Source organism: Streptomyces bottropensis ATCC 25435 (assembly GCF_000383595.1).
Classification (GTDB): domain Bacteria; phylum Actinomycetota; class Actinomycetes; order Streptomycetales; family Streptomycetaceae; genus Streptomyces; species Streptomyces bottropensis.
On sequence record NZ_KB911581.1, the window covers coordinates 1,302,486 to 1,317,699 of the forward strand.

Sequence of the window (15,214 nt, forward strand, 5' to 3'; positions counted from 1 at the left end):
GCATCCGGCTACGGCGTCACCCTCGGTGCCCGGGGCGCGTCCGTGCCCCAGCTGGCCAGGAGGCGGAGGGCGTCGGCCGAGGGGGATCCCGGTTCGGCGTGATAGGTGATCAGGCTCTGCTCATGATCGTCGGGCAGCTGCAACGTCTCGAAGGAGAGGGTGAGTTCACCGACCAGGGGATGACTCATGCGCTTCACCCCGTGACTCTTCTCCTTCACGTCGTGCGTCGCCCACAGCCGCCGGAACTCCTCGCTCTTCACCGACAACTCACCCACCAGCGCCGACAGCAGCGGATCGTCCGGGTGACAGCCCGCGTCCATCCGCAGATAGCTGACGATGTCGGCCGCCTTCTGGTCCCAGTCGAGGTACAGATCCCGGTAGTCGGGCCGCAGGAACACCATCCGCGCCCAGTTCCGCTCCTGCGCGGGCAACTCCGACCAGTCCCCGAACACCGCCGCCGCCATCCGGTTCCAGATAAGGATGTCCGAGCGCCGGCCGGTGACGTACGCGGGAACCATGTCCAGCGTGTCGATCAGCTGCCGCAGGGAGCTGCGCACCTGCTGGGGGCGGGCCGACCGCTTCTTCTTGTGCGCCTTCGGCTTCGCGAGGTGGCTGAGGTGCGCGTGCTCGGCGTCGGTCAGCCGCAGGGCGCGCGCGATGGCGTCCAGCACCTCCGCCGACACATTGCGCCCGTTGCCCTGCTCCAGCCGCGTGTAGTACGCCACCGACACCCCCGCGAGCTGCGCCAGCTCCTCCCGGCGCAGCCCGGGGACCCGCCGGTGCCGTCCGAACGCCGGCAGCCCCACGTCCTCCGGCTTCAGCCGGGCCCGCCGGGTGCGCAGGAACTCGCTCAGCTCGGCGCGCCGGTCCAGGGCACCGGCGGCTCCGGCCTCACCGAGGGGTGGCAGTTGCGCTGCTTCGGGCTGTTCGTCCATACGGCAAGTATTCACGGTCGTACGCCGGGGAGCCTGACCCCGCCAGTGGTAGGACCAGCGGACGTACGCAAAGCCGTGACCTGGGTGAACCCTGTGAGTTCGGGCAGGCTGGTATCCGCACCCGGCCGGAAGGCAGGCCGGTTGCGGGACGACGATCAGGAGAATCCCGGCATGACCACCACTGTTGCCGCCTATGCGGCGCCCGCTGCCAAGGCTCCGCTGGAGCGCACCACCATCGAGCGCCGCGACGTCGGTGAGTTCGATGTTCTGATCGACATCAAGTTCTCCGGTATCTGCCACTCGGACATCCACCAGGCCCGCGAGGGCTGGGGCGAGGCGATCTTCCCGATGGTCCCGGGCCACGAGATCGCCGGTGTCGTCGAGGCCGTCGGCTCCGGTGTCACCAAGTTCGCCGTCGGCGACAAGGTCGGCGTCGGCTGCATGGTCGACTCCTGCCGCGAGTGCGAGAACTGCCGCGCGGGCCTGGAGCAGTACTGCCTCAAGGGCAACGTCGGCACCTACAACGCCATCGGCAAGGACGGCGAGCCCACCTACGGCGGCTACGCGGAGAAGATCGTCGTCGCCGAGGCCTTCACCGTACGCATCCCCGACGGCATCGGTCTCGACGAGGCCGCGCCCCTGCTGTGCGCCGGCATCACCACGTACTCCCCGCTCAGGCACTGGAACGCCGGCCCCGGCAAGAAGGTCGCCGTCGTGGGTCTCGGTGGCCTCGGCCACATGGGCGTCAAGCTCGCCCACGCGCTCGGCGCCGAGGTGACCGTCCTGTCGCAGTCCCTGCGCAAGAAGGACGACGGCCTGAAGCTGGGCGCCGACCACTACTACGCGACCAGCGACGAGGCGACGTTCAAGGAGCTGGCCGGCACCTTCGACCTCATCCTCTCGACGGTCTCGGCCCCGCTGAACCTGGACGCCTACCTCTCCCTGCTGAAGACCGACGGCGCCTTCGTGAACGTCGGCGCCCCCGAGGAGCCCGTGGCCCTCAACCTCTTCTCGGTCATCGCCGGCCGCAAGACCCTCGCGGGCTCCGGCATCGGTGGCATCCAGGAGACCCAGGAGATGCTCGACTTCTGCGCTGAGCACGGCCTCGGCGCCGAGATCGAACTGATCCGCGCGGACCAGATCAACGAGGCGTACGAGCGGGTGCTGGCGAGCGACGTCCGCTACCGCTTCGTGATCGACACGTCGACGATCTGAGAAAGCCGGTCAGGAGAGCGGCGGGCCCAGCCCCTGCTTTCCCCTGTGAGGGGCGTGGATAAGCATGGATAGGGGCGGTGGGGGGCGAAACGCCTCACGCCGCCCCTGCCCATGCTCCCCGGACCCACCCCGTGCGGATGCGGGCCCACCCCCGCAGCCGGACGATGGAGGGGGGAGAAGACACACGGCACGCCGCCACGAAAACGATCACCACCCGGGGGGCGCGGAGGAGGGCGACATGCCCCTTCAGAAGGTCCGCCCCGGCACCGTCCACACGGTCCGCCCGGACATCACCGTCCTCGCCGACAGCCTGGAGGTCCCGGGCATCGGCCACATCCCGGTCAACGCCTTCGTGCTGTCGGCCGCACAGCCGGTCGTCGTCGACACCGGACTCAGCCTGCCCGACCGCGACTTCGTCGAGACGCTCGCCACGGTCCTGGACCCGGCGGACGTGCGCTGGATCTGGCTCACCCACCCTGACCGCGACCACACGGGCGGCCTCTTCGACCTGCTGGCGGCGGCGCCCGACGCCCGGGTCGTGACGACCTTCGTCGGCGCGGGAATCCTCTCCTGCGAACGCCCCCTGCCCCTGGACCGCTGCTATCTGCTGAACCCGGGCGAATCGATGGACATCGGCGACCGTACCCTCACCGGCTTCCGCCCGCCCCTGTTCGACAACCCCGCCACCGTCGGCTTCTTCGACGACCGCTCCGGCGTCTGCTTCAGCTCCGACTGCTTCGGAGCGCCCCTGCCCACGGCCGACCTCGCCCGGGCCGACGACGTCCGCGAGGTGCCGGCCGACGACCTGCGCATGGCTCAGCTGCTGTGGGCCACGGTGGACAGCCCCTGGGTCAGGACGGTCGACAGCGACAAGTACCTGGCGACCTTCGGCCCCCTCAAGGACCGCGAGCCCGACCTCGTCCTCTCCACCCACCTCCCCCCGGCCACCGGCATCACGAACTCCCTCTTCGACACCCTCGCCACCGCCCCCGACGCCCCGCCCTTCACTGGCCCGGACCAGGCGGCCCTGGAACAGATGCTGGCGGGGTTCGAGCCGAACGGGGGCGGCCACGGAGGGTGAGCGAAAGCCGACTCCCGACCCCGACCCCGACCCCGACCCTCAGCCCTCGCCCTCAGCCCTCAGCCCTCGCCCTCAGCCCTCAGCCCTCGGCCTTCGCCCCGCCGATCGGGCAAGAGACCTGCCCCGCCGAGCCCTCGCTGCCCTGTGTCCCAGGGGCACAACAACCGCCTACTCAGGTTGAGTTGAGTAGGTGCGCTCATGCCCGGTGGGCCCCTGGGCGGCGAGTATCGGGGAAGCGGCGCAGAGAGTGCCGTCCCGAGGCAGCTCGGATTCTTATGGAGTCTCCTATGTCCCGACGCACTCTTCTGTCCGTGGCCGCCGGTGTCGTCGTCCTCGGTGGCGCCGGTGCCCTCACCCTTGCCTACGCCGGGGACCAGCCGGTGAAGCTGGCGCACAGCACGGCCCGTTACACCGCTCCCCACGGCGACCGCGACGGCTCGCTCACCTTCGCCACCGACGTCACGGCGTCCTCCAGTGTCAAGGGCGTGAAGGTGCTGGCATGGCCGCAGGACTCGTCCTTCGCCAAGGACGGGCTGACCGCCAAGGACATGGCCGGCGCGGAGTCGGCCGTCTGCAAGCCCTCCGGAAAGGACACCGTGCACTGCACGTACAGCGTCAAGGTCACCGGTTCCGACGCGAAGTCCTCCCCGCGCGGTGCCTGGCACGTCGCCGTCCTGGCCACCGCCAAGGACGGCACCACGACCCTGGACACCGAGGCGGCGGACTTCATCGTCCGGTGACCTGGCCGGCACGTGACCGGGAGCCTGTGCGATCCCGCTGGGTGGGGATGGAATCGCCTGGAGCCCTCGCGCGTTGAGGTCGGTGGGCGTCGGATGGCGATGGTGTACGAGCCGAGTACGCCGAGCCACCGAGCTGACACGTATGGGAGGGCCGCAATGGCTGCGCAGACGCAGAGGGCCGTGCTGGCGGGCGGGTGTTTCTGGGGAATGCAGGACCTGATCCGCCGGCTCCCGGGGGTCGTGGCGACCCGGGTCGGATACACCGGGGGTGACGTGCCGAACGCGACGTATCGCAACCACGGCACGCACGCGGAGGCCATTGAGATCCTCTTCGACCCTGCGGGAACCGACTTCCGGGCGATCCTGGAGTTCTTCTTCCAGATCCACGACCCGAGCACCCAGAACCGCCAGGGCAATGACATCGGCCTCAGCTACCGCTCGGCGATCTACTACGTGGACGACGAGCAGAAGCGGATCGCCGAGGACACCATCGCGGATGTGGACGCCTCCGGCCTGTGGCCGGGCAAGGTCGTCACCGAGGTGGAGCCGGTCGGCCCCTTCTGGCAGGCCGAACCCGAGCATCAGGACTACCTGCAGCGCTACCCCGACGGCTACACCTGCCACTTCCCGCGTCCGGGATGGCGGCTGCCCGCCCGCACGGAGGGCTGACCCGCGAGACGGCCCGGCGGGGCGGTGCCTGGTGAACGTTCCAGGCACCGCCCGCGTTCTGTCCGGCGTCCGCGCGGGCTCGGTACGGCGTACGGTCTTGTACTACCCGTACTACCCGTACTACCCGTACTACCCGTACCGCCCGTTCAGTCCGTCGCGGACGTCGCCGCCACCGCCCCCGCCGAGGCGTTCCGGATGCGGCAGTAGAACGCGGCCATCGCCTCGCCGTCGCCCTGGTAGCGCCACGGCAGGGCGTTGACGTACCCGTCGACGAGCCTGAACTGTTCGAGCGCGGCGTCGTCGCGGTCCTGCAGGGTGAGGTAGTACGCGAGCAGGTGCCGCAGTTCGGGCAGGCGCGGGTGGGCGGGGTCGGCCGCAGCGGCGTCCGCGAGGCCGGCGTCCACGCGGCCGATCATCCGGGGCGTACGGTCGACGCTGTTGTCGTCCGACGTGTCGTGCTCGAAGTGCGCGATGAGCGGGAACGCGGTGAGCAGGCTGCCGAGCGGGGCCTGGGCCGCCGCGCGCTCGGCGAACTCCACCGCCAACCTCTCCGAGCCCCGCCACTTCGCACACCAGTACTGCAATGCGGAGAAGTGGGCTTCGTAGTGGTGCGGGGCCCGGGCGGTGATCTCCGCCCACAGCCTGTCCATCTCGGAGTTCGGGTAGCCGAGCCCGAGCGCGACCCAGATCTCGGTGATGTACGGCGTGGGGTCGTCGGGGTTGAGCGCCGCCGCCCGGCCGATCTCCTCGCGGGAACGTTCCAGCATCCGGTGGAAACCGCCGAACTGCTCGCCGGTCGTGTACTTGGCCTTCTTCCCGCCGCGCAGGTTCCAGGCCAGGATCACGGTGCTGCGGGCCCGTACGACGGCGGCGTCCGGGTCGTCGGGGCGGTCCGCCTCCCAGGCGAGCAGCCAGTCGTCCTCCTTCGCCGCGATCTCGCCCAGCAGATACGCGGTGAACGACCGGCGCTCCCAGTCCCGGCCCGCGTCGTGCATCAGCTTGGCGGCCGCCTTCCAGTCGCCGCCGCGCACGGCGGCCAGCGCCGCATCGTGGCCCGCCGGCAGGGGACCCGAGAGGCCGGAGTTCTGGCGCTCCGCCGGCAGCAGCCCCAGGGCTTCGGCGACGTCCGGGTCGGCGTCGGTGCCGGGGGAGAAGAACTCCTTGAGGAAGACCCAGGCCATCCAGAGGCCGAAGAGCACGGTCGGTACCGCCAGCACGGCCAGTATCCAGAGCAGTACGGTCATCGCGGCGCGTCCGTCTCTCGGTTCGCGGGGTCCTGGGGCGCGGGCAGCAACGTGCGCAGCGGGCCCGTGTCGGGGTGGTCGGCGACCGCCGCGGCGATCGCTGTGCCCAGGTCGGCCTCCGTGCCGTCCGGCGCGGGCGGCAGCCGTACCGCTGCCGGTTTTGACCAGGAGAACTGCCAGCTCAGCCGGGAGTGGGCGCTCAGCTCGGCCAGCACCATGCCCTGCAACGCGTCCGCCAGCGCGGGCCGCGCGAACTCGCGGAAGGCCCGGCCCTGCGCCTCGGCAGCCTGGTCCGACAGCGGCAGCCGTCGTGCCAGCTGCCACAGCTGACCGTCGTCGATGACCTTGAGCAGCGCGGCCAGGGACGGGTGGCTCTTGGTGTACATCGCCAGCGCCCGGTGCAGCGCGGTGTCGAAGGAGGCGAGGTTCGCGACCATGGCGCCGTCGAGCAGCTCCTGCCAGTCGGCGGTGCGCCGGAACCGCAGGACGTCCTCGGTGAGGACCGCGTCCTCCAGCGCCGCCAGGGTCCGGTCGGGGTCGGTGAGCAGTCCGAGCGCCGCGCCCCGGGCCTCGTCCGCGCGGCCGTCGGCGGCCAGCGCCTCGATCCGCTCGACCCGGTCGGCGATGGGCGGGTGCGAGTCGTACGGGGAGGTCGGCTCGGTGGGCAACTCGGTGCGCAGACCGATCAGTTCGAGCTGGCGAGCGGAGAGCATCCGCCCGTAGCCGCCGAAGAACTCGCCGCGCGGCGGGAGCAGCCGGGCCTCGGCGCCGAGCGTGGCGTAGCTGTTCATGTAGAAGCCGAACGCGGCGTCCAGCGCCGGTATCTCGCGCAGCGCCGAGGCGGTGGCGTCGCGGCCGGCGATCCGGGCGGCCGCGGCGTCGGCGGCGTACTCCTGGCGGCGCGAACCGGTGAGTGTGGCCCGGATGTAGAGCTTGCCGTAGCCGGCGTAGAGCCACGCCATCACGCGGTAGGTGATGCCCGCGCCCGTCGTGTCGATCTCCTTGGTCTTCTTCCCCTTGGCCGCGGCCTTGGCGTTCTTCTTCTCCAGCCGGGCCCGCTCACGTCCCGCGGTCCTGTCGGCCCGCTCCTCGAAGTGCCCGATGGTGCGCAGCACCTGGGCCCGGCCGCGGGCGGTGATCGCGGCGAGCCGGGTGTCCGCGTTCGAGTAGTGGCCCAGTTCATGGGCGAGGACCGCGCGCAGCTGTGCCTCGGTCAGGCCCTGCGTCAGCGGCATCCCGAGGTAGAGGTGGCGCGGTCCGGGCAGCAGGCCGAGCAGCCGGGCGTCCTCGCTGACGGCGGCGTTGACGTCGGCCGTCAGGACGATCCGGGACGGCGCCCGGGTGCCGACCGCGGCGGCCAGCTCCCGTACGGTGCGCCACAGTGCGGGCTCGTCGGCCTCCGTCACCGGCAGGCCCGGCGGATCCTCGCCCTTCGGCGTCCGCAGCATGAACAGACCGCGGACCAGCGGGATCGCCAGCAGTACGGAGACCACGTAGAGCTTGGGGGCGAGGCTGGAGGGCGCATACAGGTAGAGCAGGTAGTCGGCGCCGGCGAGCGCCGCCAGCAGGAGCACGCCGAGCAGATAGAAGCCGGCGAGCAGCACGAGGGCGCGCAGTGCGCGCAGGGTCGCGCCCATTGGGCAGAGTCCCCCCACGGGAAAGATCGCGAACGATCATTTATGCGTTGAAAATGGTCAAAGCCGGACGACTTGAGGCGTGTCCATGACCAAAAGGTGTGAGGGGCGGAGTATTTCGCACGGATGTGCGGGGTTGCAAGGGCCCACCTGAGGGGCGGGCCCCGCGGCCCGGTCGGGTCAGTGCGGCAGCGTCGCGGGACTGCCCCCGTTCGCCTCGTAGCCCGCCACCGCCAGGGCCCGGTATATCGCGTAGTCGGCGGCCGGGTCGGAGGTGAGGGTCCAGGGAAGGGCGCCCACGTGCCCGTCGACGTGCATGAGCTGGTCCATGGCCTCGGACCAGCGCTCGGAGCGGACCAGGAAGAAGACCAGCAGGTGGCGGACATGGGCCAGCATCGGATCGTCCGGCCGCGCCGCGTGCACCGCGAACAGCGCGCCGTGGATCGCCTTGGTGACGACTTCGCTGCGGTAGAAACCCTGCACCAGGTTCACCTCGGGCAGGTGCTCGAAGACCGCGAAGAGCGGCATCGCCGCGAGCAGCGACCCCTGCCGAGCGCGGGCCGCCGCCGCCTCGGCGAAGGAGTACGCCAGCTCGCGCGAGCCGTGCCACTTCTCGCACCAGTAGTGCAGGGCCGCGATGTGGGCACCCATGTGGTCCGGGGCACGGTCCAGGATCTTCAGCCAGAGCTGCTCGAACTCCGCGCGGGGGTACTCCAGCCCACGTGCCACCGACAGCTCGATGATGTACGGGATCGGGTCGCCCGGGGCCAGCAGCGCCGCGTCACCGCACGCCGACCTGGCCTCCTCCATGATGATCCGGAAGTCGTCCGTGCCTGGCGTCGACGTCCGCCACGCCTGCTGCACCAGGAACTCCGCGTGCACCGCCGCACCGCCCGCGTCCTTGGGCGCCTCCGCGCGCCACACCCGCAGCCACTGCCCGCCCGGCGTCTCGCCCACCCCGCCGGGCCGCTGCGTCAGCTCCAGCGCCGCCGCGCCCGCGAACGCCTGCACCCGCTGCCAGCGGACCTCGCCGGCTGCCTCCGTGCCGGCCAGCAGCTGCTTCGCCGCCCGGTAGTCCTCGGAACGCTGCACCACGTCCAGCACGTCCAGCAGATCCTTGTCGGGGCCCGGCATCCGCACGTCCAGCAGCTCCTGGCGCACGAACCCGTAGTCCGCCGGGTCCGCCGCGTCCGGGTGCCCCGCCTCCACCTGCTGAATGCCGGCCCTGCGGCGCGCCAGGATCGGCCACGCCACGAAGCCGATCATGAGCATCGCCATCAGGACCCAGAGAATCTCCATGCCACAAGGGTTCCAGACCCGGCCGACAATTGCCCAACCCGGCCCGTCGCCTGTGGACAACTCCGGTCCGGGCACGGCTCCCCGGCGGAGCCGCAGGGGCACGGGGCGCCTCGAACCCCCGCGACCGCTTACGCTCGGTACCCATGAGCGACAGCCACACCAGCCAGCACTTCGAGACCCTCGCGATCCACGCGGGCAACACCGCGGATCCCCTCACCGGCGCGGTCGTCCCGCCGATCTACCAGGTCTCGACCTACAAGCAGGACGGCGTAGGGGGCCTGCGCGGCGGCTACGAGTACAGCCGCAGCGCCAACCCCACCCGCACCGCGCTGGAGGAGAACCTCGCCGCCCTGGAGGGCGGCCGCCGCGGTCTCGCGTTCGCGTCCGGCCTGGCAGCCGAGGACTGCCTGCTGCGCACGCTGCTCAGCCCCGGCGATCACGTGGTCATCCCCAACGACGCCTACGGCGGCACCTTCCGCCTCTTCGCGAAGGTCGTCTCCCGCTGGGGCGTGGACTGGTCGGTGGCCGACACCGCCGACCCGGCGGCCGTCCGGGCCGCCCTCACCCCGCGCACGAAGGTCGTCTGGGTGGAGACCCCCTCCAACCCGCTGCTCGGCATCACCGACATCCCGGCCGTCGCCCAGATCGCCCGCGAGGCGGGCGCCAGGCTGGTCGTCGACAACACCTTCGCCACCCCCTACCTCCAGCAGCCGCTCGCGCTCGGCGCGGACGTCGTCGTGCACTCGCTCACCAAGTACATGGGGGGCCACTCCGACGTCGTCGGCGGCGCACTGATCGTCGGCGACCAGGAGCTGGGCGAGGAACTGGCGTACCACCAGAACGCGATGGGCGCCGTCGCCGGACCCTTCGACTCCTGGCTGGTCTTGCGCGGCACCAAGACCCTCGCCGTCCGGATGGACCGGCACAGCGAGAACGCCACCAAGGTCGCCGACATGCTCACCCGGCACGCGCGCGTGTCGAGCGTGCTCTACCCGGGGCTGCCCGAGCACCCCGGCCACGAGGTCGCCGCCAAGCAGATGAGGGCGTTCGGCGGCATGGTGTCCTTCCGGGTCACCGGCGGCGAGGAGGCGGCCGTCGAGGTCTGCAACCGCGCCAAGGTGTTCACCCTCGGCGAGTCCCTGGGCGGCGTGGAGTCCCTGATCGAGCACCCGGGACGCATGACGCACGCCTCGGCGGCCGGTTCGGCCCTGGAGGTGCCCGCCGACCTCGTACGCCTCTCCGTGGGCATCGAGAACGTCGACGACCTCCTGGAGGACCTTCAGCGGGCCCTGGGCTAGACCCGGGCCCGGGCGCTCACCAGCCCGACACGGGTGGGGTCGTCGTCGACGGCGGCTCCACCCAGGGGCGGGCCGTCAGCGCCCACACGACGAACGCGACCACGGCGGCCCCCAGCAGTACCCACATCACGTGCCGGGCCACCGCGCGGCGCCGCAGCATGCGCCCGCCGCGCCGTACCGCCGCCCCGCACAGGTCGGGCGGCACCTGCACCGACTGGCGCTCCAGGATCTGCCGTACGGCCGCCTCGCGGTCCCGCAGGCTCATGACGGCGCCACCTTCGCCACCTTCTTCAGGGCGGGTTCGCGCGGGGGATGCAGGACCGTCGCCATCGCGCGCAGACAGATCGTGGTCACGCGCTCCACGGGCAGCCCGAGCAGCGCGGCCGTCTGCTCCGCGGCGACCCCCTCGTAGAGCCGCAGGACGAGGATCAGCCGCTCCTGCGGGCCGAGAAAGGCCAGTGCCCCGCCGGGCGGCGGGCGGAAGAGACCGTGGTGATGCCACGCCCCGCGCGCGAAGCGGACGGCCAGCTGCTGCCGCGTCCGGTCGTAGGGGTCCTCGCCGCGCAGCCGGTCCCAGGTGGCGTACGTGTGGGCGAGGGCATGGGTCAGCAACCGCCGCGCGCGCGGGTTGCCGTCCGGCGGTTCCGCCGTGAGCAGGGTGGCGGTCTGCAGCAGCCGCCCCGCCGCACCCGCGACGAACGCCTCGAACTCCCTGGCCCGGCGGGCGCCTTGGGCCACCTGCCGATCTCGCACCACGCCTCCCGCCTGAGGCCGACCCTGAGGGGAACGGGGCCCGGTCGCGCGCGGATCGGTCCGCCGCGGAGGGATACGTCCGCCGCGTACGACGAGGGCCCGGTCTCATATGAGGCCAGGAGCGGGGGCGCGGTCAAGGGTCAGGAGGGCGACGGTGCCTCCGGCGCCGCGGCCATGCGGGTCGAGAGCGCGGTGTTGAAACGGGTGAGGAGGGAGCAGAACGCCTCGCGCTCCTCGGGGGCCCAGTCCTGGGTGAGTTCGGCCATCAGCTGACGCCTGGAGGAACGTACCTCCTCAAGGCGGGACAGCCCTCGCGGCGACAGCTGGAGCACCACGGCACGGCCGTCCTCCGGGTGCGAGGTGCGCTTGACGAGTCCGGTGTCCACGAGTGGTGCCACCTGGCGGGTGACCGTCGAGGAGTCGATCCCCATGCTCGCCGCGAGCGCCTTGACGCCCATCGGCCCTTCCTTGTCGAGACGGTTGAGCAGCAGGTAGGCGGCACGGTCCATCGAGTTGCGCACCTGCCCGACGCCGCCGAGCCGGGTCTGTTCGGCACGGCGTGCGAAGACCGCGACCTCGTGCTGCAGCGTGTCGAGAAGACCGTTCTCACCGACGGTCGTCATGTCCATCGACATTTCAGGTGTTGTGGGCATGGCCAAAGGCTCAATTCATGCGTGGGGCGCTGGGTTGGGGGACAGAGTACGCGGACCGGGCGTGGGGTGTACGGGCCCTGGTGAAACCCGGTCCCGCCCCTTGGTCACACCCGCGTTCGGGCCCTGTGAACTGCGAGACTGTGGTCATGGGCTACAGCACGGCTGACTCCTTTCCGCGCGTGACGATCGACGACGTGCGGGGCGCGCAGAAGATGCTTACGGGTGTTTCACGTGTCACCGCCATGGAGGGCAGCAGGCATCTGACGCAGCTCGTCGGCGCGCCGGTGCACTTCAAGTGCGAGAACCTCCAGCGGACGGGGTCGTTCAAGCTGCGGGGCGCGTACGTCCGGATCGCGGGCCTGCTGCCCGAGGAGCGGGCCGCCGGAGTCGTCGCCGCGAGCGCCGGCAACCACGCCCAGGGCGTCGCCCTCGCCTCCTCGCTGCTCGGCGTGCGCTCCACCGTCTTCATGCCGAAGGGCGCCCCGCTGCCGAAGATCAGCGCGACCGAGGAGTACGGCGCCGAGGTGCGTCTGCACGGCACGGTGGTCGACGAGACGCTGACCGCCGCCCAGGAGTACGCGGCCGAGACGGGCGCGGTGTTCATCCACCCGTTCGACCACCATGACGTCATCGCAGGTCAGGGCACGGTGGGCCTGGAGATCCTGGAGCAGTGCCCCGAGGTGCGCACGATCGTCGTCGGGGTCGGCGGCGGCGGACTCGCGGCAGGAATCGCGGTCGCGGTGAAGTCACTGCGGCCGGACGTGCGCGTCGTCGGCGTGCAGGCGGAGGGCGCGGCCGCGTACCCGCCCTCGCTGGCCGCCGGGCTGCCCCTGGCCGTGGCGAACCCGGCGACCATGGCCGACGGCATCAAGGTCGGACGGCCCGGCGACGTGCCGTTCGGGATCATCGCCGAGCTGGTGGACGAGATCCGCACGGTGTCGGAGTACGACCTCTCCAGCGCCCTGCTGCTCTGCCTGGAGCGGGCCAAGCTGGTCGTGGAACCGGCCGGGGCCAGCCCCGTCGCCGCCCTGCTGCGCGACCCGGGGTCGTTCGAGGGCCCGGTCGTCGCCGTGCTCTCCGGCGGCAACGTCGACCCGCTGCTGATGCAGCGCATCCTGCGGCACGGCATGGCCGCCGGTGGCCGTTACCTGCAGGTCCGTCTCCGCCTGACCGACCGCCCCGGTGCCCTCGCGACACTTCTGGGGGTGTTGTCCGTGGTCGACGCCAACGTCCTCGACGTGAGCCATGTGCGGACCGATCCCAGGCTCGGGCTCACGGAGGTGGAGGTCGAACTGCACCTGGAGACGAGGGGACCGACGCACTGCGCCGAGGTCGACCACGCCCTCCGTGAGGCGGGCTACACCGTCCTCGACTGACGTCCTCGACTGACGTCCTCGACCGAGGCCGGCGACCCGTCGTCCGCCGTGCGTCACTCGTTCGGGAAAGTCCATTGAGGGACGCGATACATCGCGTTATGGTGTGTCGGTCGGCTCGACGACGCGGCCCATGCCGCGAGTCGGTCAGAACAAAACGTACAAACTTAGGCTTTGCGAAGGAACCCCAAAGACGTGGAGAAATCACATGCCAGGCGCCATTCATGCCGAAGGCCTGGTGAAGACCTTCGGTGATGTGAAAGCCCTGGACGGCGTGGACCTCGATGTTCCCGAGGGCACCGTCCTGGGTCTGCTCGGGCCGAACGGCGCGGGCAAGACGACCACCGTCCGCTGCCTCACCACCCTGCTGCGGCCCGACAGCGGCAGGGCCGTCGTGGCCGGCATCGACGTGCTGAAGAACCCCGACGCGGTCCGGCGCTCGGTCGGCCTCTCCGGCCAGTTCGCCGCGGTCGACGAGTATCTGACGGGCCGCGAGAACCTGCAGATGGTCGGCCAGCTGTACCAGATGCGGGCCAAGGACGCGAAGGCGCGGGCGGGCGAGCTGCTGGAGCAGTTCCATCTCGCCGACGCCGCCGACCGGCCCGCCAAGACGTACTCCGGCGGTATGCGCCGCCGGCTCGACCTGGCCGCCGCGCTGGTGGTGTCGCCGCCGGTGATGTTCATGGACGAGCCGACCACCGGACTCGACCCGCGCAACCGCCAGCAGCTGTGGGAGGTGATCAAGCAGCTGGTCTCCGGCGGTACGACCCTGCTGCTCACCACCCAGTACCTCGAAGAGGCCGACCACCTCGCGCACGACATCGCCGTGGTCGACCACGGCCGCGTCATCGCCCGCGGCACCTCCGACCAGCTCAAGGCCCGCACCGGCGGCGAGCGCGTCGAGGTCGTCGTGCACGAGCGCGAGCGCATCCCGGACGCCATCGGGGTGCTGACCGGCTTCGGCAAGGGCGAGACATCCGTCGAGGAGCACACCCGACTGCTCACCGTGCCCGTGACCGGTGGCGCCAAGCTCCTCGCCGAGGTCATCCGCGAGCTGGACACCCGGGGCATCGAGATCGACGACATCGGTCTGCGCCGCCCCACCCTGGACGACGTGTTCCTCTCGCTGACGGGACATCTCGCCGAGGTGAAGGACGAGGCCGAGGGGCAGGCCGGGACCGCCGCCGCCAAGGGGCGTGACCGCAGGAAGGAGGGGACGAGGTGAGCATCGTCAAAGGCGCCGTGCACGTCGTGCCGCCCGGCAACCCGATCACCCAGTCCGTCAGGGACTCGCTGGTCGTCGCCAAGAGAAATCTGATCCGGATGTCCCGGATCCCGAATCCTGATCGCTCGTGTCGGCCAGGATCCATCTCGCAACACGCCGCAGGCCGGTACGTGAGCGCAGGGAAGGAGGAGGCGAAGTGAGTGCAGTGAGCGACTCCATGGTCATCGCCCGTCGCAATCTGATTCGGATGAGTCGGATTCCCGAAATGATTATTTTTGGGCTCATACAGCCGGTGATGTTCGTCGTCCTGTTCTCGTACGTCTTCGGCGGCTCGATGAGCATCGGCGGCTCCACCGACCCGGACGTCTACAAGAACTTCCTGATGGCCGGCATCTTCGCGCAGACCGTCACCTTCGCCACCGCCGGAGCCGGCGCGGGCATCGCCGACGACATGCACAAGGGGCTCATCGACCGCTTCCGCTCCCTGCCCATGGCCCGCGGCGCGGTCCTCACCGGCCGTACCATCGCCGACCTGGTGCAGACGTCGCTGACCCTGGTTGTCCTGGCCGCCGTCGCGCTCCTGGTGGGCTGGCGTCCCGGCTACGCGGAGCCGACCAACTTCGGCAAGATCATGGGCGCCTTCGGACTGCTGCTGCTCCTCGGCTACGCGTTCACCTGGATCGGCGCCCTGATCGGCCTGAGCGTGCGCACCCCCGAGGCGGCCACCTCGGGTGGGCTGATCTGGCTCTTCCCGGTCACCTTCATATCCAACGCGTTTGTGGACTCCTCGCAGATGGCGTCCTGGCTGCAACCGATCGCCGAGTGGAACCCGTTCAGCGCCACCGTCCAGGCCTGCCGCCAGCTGTTCGGCAACCCGGGAGTGTCACCGTCGGACGCCTGGCCCATGCAGCACCCGGTGTGGGCCTCGCTGATCTGGTCGGTCCTCATCGTCGTCATATTCCGGACCCTGTCCGTACGGAAGTACCGCTCGGCGTCGGCGTGAGAGGCGTGGCGTGAGCGGCGTCGCCGTGAGCGCCGACCGGCCCGGTGCACGACCGGGCCCCCGGCGCCGAAGGGGCACCGGGGGCCACGGGA

General features: G+C 70.9%; 15 protein-coding genes. 8 read left to right on the forward strand and 7 right to left on the reverse strand.

Annotated features, from left to right (window positions below; translation table 11 throughout):
- Positions 1-8: 8 nt before the first annotated feature.
- Entirely contained in the window at positions 9-935 is a 927-nt protein-coding gene (locus STRBO_RS0105895; RefSeq protein WP_005480881.1) for a helix-turn-helix transcriptional regulator, read from the reverse strand.
- 171 nt (positions 936-1,106) lie between these two features.
- Between STRBO_RS0105895 and STRBO_RS0105900 the strand changes: the two genes are divergently transcribed.
- From STRBO_RS0105900 to msrA, 4 genes are all read left to right on the forward strand, one after another.
- The gene (locus tag STRBO_RS0105900; protein ID WP_020113915.1) at positions 1,107-2,150 is read left to right on the forward strand and encodes an NAD(P)-dependent alcohol dehydrogenase; all 1,044 of its coding nucleotides are present in this window, start codon (positions 1,107-1,109) and stop codon (positions 2,148-2,150) included.
- 238 nt (positions 2,151-2,388) lie between these two features.
- Complete coding sequence (locus STRBO_RS0105905) at positions 2,389-3,231, forward strand: MBL fold metallo-hydrolase (RefSeq protein WP_005480878.1); 843 nt, start codon at positions 2,389-2,391, stop codon at positions 3,229-3,231.
- Between the two features lie 287 nt (positions 3,232-3,518).
- Entirely contained in the window at positions 3,519-3,971 is a 453-nt protein-coding gene (locus STRBO_RS0105910) for a DUF5707 domain-containing protein (protein ID WP_020113916.1), read from the forward strand.
- 156 nt (positions 3,972-4,127) lie between these two features.
- Positions 4,128-4,640: a peptide-methionine (S)-S-oxide reductase MsrA gene (gene msrA / locus STRBO_RS0105915; RefSeq protein ID WP_028796487.1), complete on the forward strand. Its 513-nt coding sequence runs from the start codon at positions 4,128-4,130 to the stop codon at positions 4,638-4,640.
- Between the two features lie 146 nt (positions 4,641-4,786).
- On the opposite strand, the gene STRBO_RS0105920 is transcribed toward msrA, so the two are convergent.
- The 3 genes from STRBO_RS0105920 to STRBO_RS0105930 all read right to left on the reverse strand — a co-directional run bounded on the left by STRBO_RS0105920 (position 4,787) and on the right by STRBO_RS0105930 (position 8,817).
- The gene (locus STRBO_RS0105920) at positions 4,787-5,884 is read right to left on the reverse strand and encodes a hypothetical protein (protein ID WP_005480874.1); all 1,098 of its coding nucleotides are present in this window, start codon (positions 5,882-5,884) and stop codon (positions 4,787-4,789) included.
- Positions 5,881-7,521, reverse strand: coding sequence for a M48 family metalloprotease (locus STRBO_RS0105925; RefSeq protein ID WP_005480872.1), 1,641 nt, complete (start codon positions 7,519-7,521; stop codon positions 5,881-5,883). The genes STRBO_RS0105920 and STRBO_RS0105925 overlap by 4 nt, the downstream gene beginning before the upstream one ends.
- A 177-nt stretch (positions 7,522-7,698) precedes the next feature.
- Positions 7,699-8,817, reverse strand: coding sequence for a hypothetical protein (locus STRBO_RS0105930; RefSeq protein WP_005480870.1), 1,119 nt, complete (start codon positions 8,815-8,817; stop codon positions 7,699-7,701).
- 143 nt (positions 8,818-8,960) lie between these two features.
- On the opposite strand from STRBO_RS0105930, the gene STRBO_RS0105935 reads away from it, so the two are divergent.
- Positions 8,961-10,115 (forward strand): cystathionine gamma-synthase, encoded by a 1,155-nt coding sequence (locus STRBO_RS0105935; RefSeq protein WP_005480869.1) that lies wholly within the window; start codon positions 8,961-8,963, stop codon positions 10,113-10,115.
- Between the two features lie 16 nt (positions 10,116-10,131).
- Here STRBO_RS0105935 and STRBO_RS42700 read toward each other — a convergent pair whose 3' ends face one another.
- From STRBO_RS42700 to STRBO_RS0105950, 3 genes are all read right to left on the reverse strand, one after another.
- Complete coding sequence (locus STRBO_RS42700) at positions 10,132-10,380, reverse strand: hypothetical protein (RefSeq protein ID WP_005480867.1); 249 nt, start codon at positions 10,378-10,380, stop codon at positions 10,132-10,134.
- A complete protein-coding gene (locus STRBO_RS42705; RefSeq protein WP_028796488.1) occupies positions 10,377-10,868 on the reverse strand; it encodes a sigma factor-like helix-turn-helix DNA-binding protein in 492 nt (163 codons plus the stop codon). The genes STRBO_RS42700 and STRBO_RS42705 overlap by 4 nt, the downstream gene beginning before the upstream one ends.
- 140 nt (positions 10,869-11,008) lie before the next feature.
- Complete coding sequence (locus STRBO_RS0105950) at positions 11,009-11,503, reverse strand: MarR family winged helix-turn-helix transcriptional regulator (RefSeq protein ID WP_005480865.1); 495 nt, start codon at positions 11,501-11,503, stop codon at positions 11,009-11,011.
- Between the two features lie 164 nt (positions 11,504-11,667).
- Between STRBO_RS0105950 and ilvA the strand changes: the two genes are divergently transcribed.
- The 3 genes from ilvA (at position 11,668) to STRBO_RS0105970 (ending at position 15,122) form a co-directional block, all read left to right on the forward strand.
- Positions 11,668-12,897 (forward strand): threonine ammonia-lyase, encoded by a 1,230-nt coding sequence (gene ilvA / locus STRBO_RS0105955; protein ID WP_020113918.1) that lies wholly within the window; start codon positions 11,668-11,670, stop codon positions 12,895-12,897.
- A 205-nt stretch (positions 12,898-13,102) separates the two neighbouring features.
- Positions 13,103-14,119 (forward strand): daunorubicin resistance protein DrrA family ABC transporter ATP-binding protein, encoded by a 1,017-nt coding sequence (locus tag STRBO_RS0105960; RefSeq protein WP_005480861.1) that lies wholly within the window; start codon positions 13,103-13,105, stop codon positions 14,117-14,119.
- A 217-nt stretch (positions 14,120-14,336) separates the two neighbouring features.
- Positions 14,337-15,122: an ABC transporter permease gene (locus STRBO_RS0105970; RefSeq protein ID WP_078531454.1), complete on the forward strand. Its 786-nt coding sequence runs from the start codon at positions 14,337-14,339 to the stop codon at positions 15,120-15,122.
- Positions 15,123-15,214: the final 92 nt, after the last annotated feature.

What these genes read in the sequence shown, in the direction of transcription:
- STRBO_RS0105925 (WP_005480872.1), bottom strand. Translation starts at nt 7,521, where the DNA reads ATGGGCGCGACCCTGCGCGCACTGCGCGCCCTCGTGCTGCTCGCCGGC.
- STRBO_RS0105930 (WP_005480870.1), bottom strand. Translation starts at nt 8,817, where the DNA reads ATGGAGATTCTCTGGGTCCTGATGGCGATGCTCATGATCGGCTTCGTG.
- STRBO_RS0105950 (WP_005480865.1), bottom strand. Translation starts at nt 11,503, where the DNA reads ATGTCGATGGACATGACGACCGTCGGTGAGAACGGTCTTCTCGACACG.
- STRBO_RS0105900 (WP_020113915.1), top strand. Translation starts at nt 1,107, where the DNA reads ATGACCACCACTGTTGCCGCCTATGCGGCGCCCGCTGCCAAGGCTCCG.
- STRBO_RS0105910 (WP_020113916.1), top strand. Translation starts at nt 3,519, where the DNA reads ATGTCCCGACGCACTCTTCTGTCCGTGGCCGCCGGTGTCGTCGTCCTC.
- STRBO_RS0105970 (WP_078531454.1), top strand. Translation starts at nt 14,337, where the DNA reads ATGGTCATCGCCCGTCGCAATCTGATTCGGATGAGTCGGATTCCCGAA.
- STRBO_RS0105895 (WP_005480881.1), bottom strand. Translation starts at nt 935, where the DNA reads ATGGACGAACAGCCCGAAGCAGCGCAACTGCCACCCCTCGGTGAGGCC.
- STRBO_RS0105905 (WP_005480878.1), top strand. Translation starts at nt 2,389, where the DNA reads ATGCCCCTTCAGAAGGTCCGCCCCGGCACCGTCCACACGGTCCGCCCG.
- STRBO_RS0105935 (WP_005480869.1), top strand. Translation starts at nt 8,961, where the DNA reads ATGAGCGACAGCCACACCAGCCAGCACTTCGAGACCCTCGCGATCCAC.
- msrA (WP_028796487.1), top strand. Translation starts at nt 4,128, where the DNA reads ATGGCTGCGCAGACGCAGAGGGCCGTGCTGGCGGGCGGGTGTTTCTGG.
- STRBO_RS0105920 (WP_005480874.1), bottom strand. Translation starts at nt 5,884, where the DNA reads ATGACCGTACTGCTCTGGATACTGGCCGTGCTGGCGGTACCGACCGTG.
- STRBO_RS0105960 (WP_005480861.1), top strand. Translation starts at nt 13,103, where the DNA reads ATGCCAGGCGCCATTCATGCCGAAGGCCTGGTGAAGACCTTCGGTGAT.
- STRBO_RS42700 (WP_005480867.1), bottom strand. Translation starts at nt 10,380, where the DNA reads ATGAGCCTGCGGGACCGCGAGGCGGCCGTACGGCAGATCCTGGAGCGC.
- ilvA (WP_020113918.1), top strand. Translation starts at nt 11,668, where the DNA reads ATGGGCTACAGCACGGCTGACTCCTTTCCGCGCGTGACGATCGACGAC.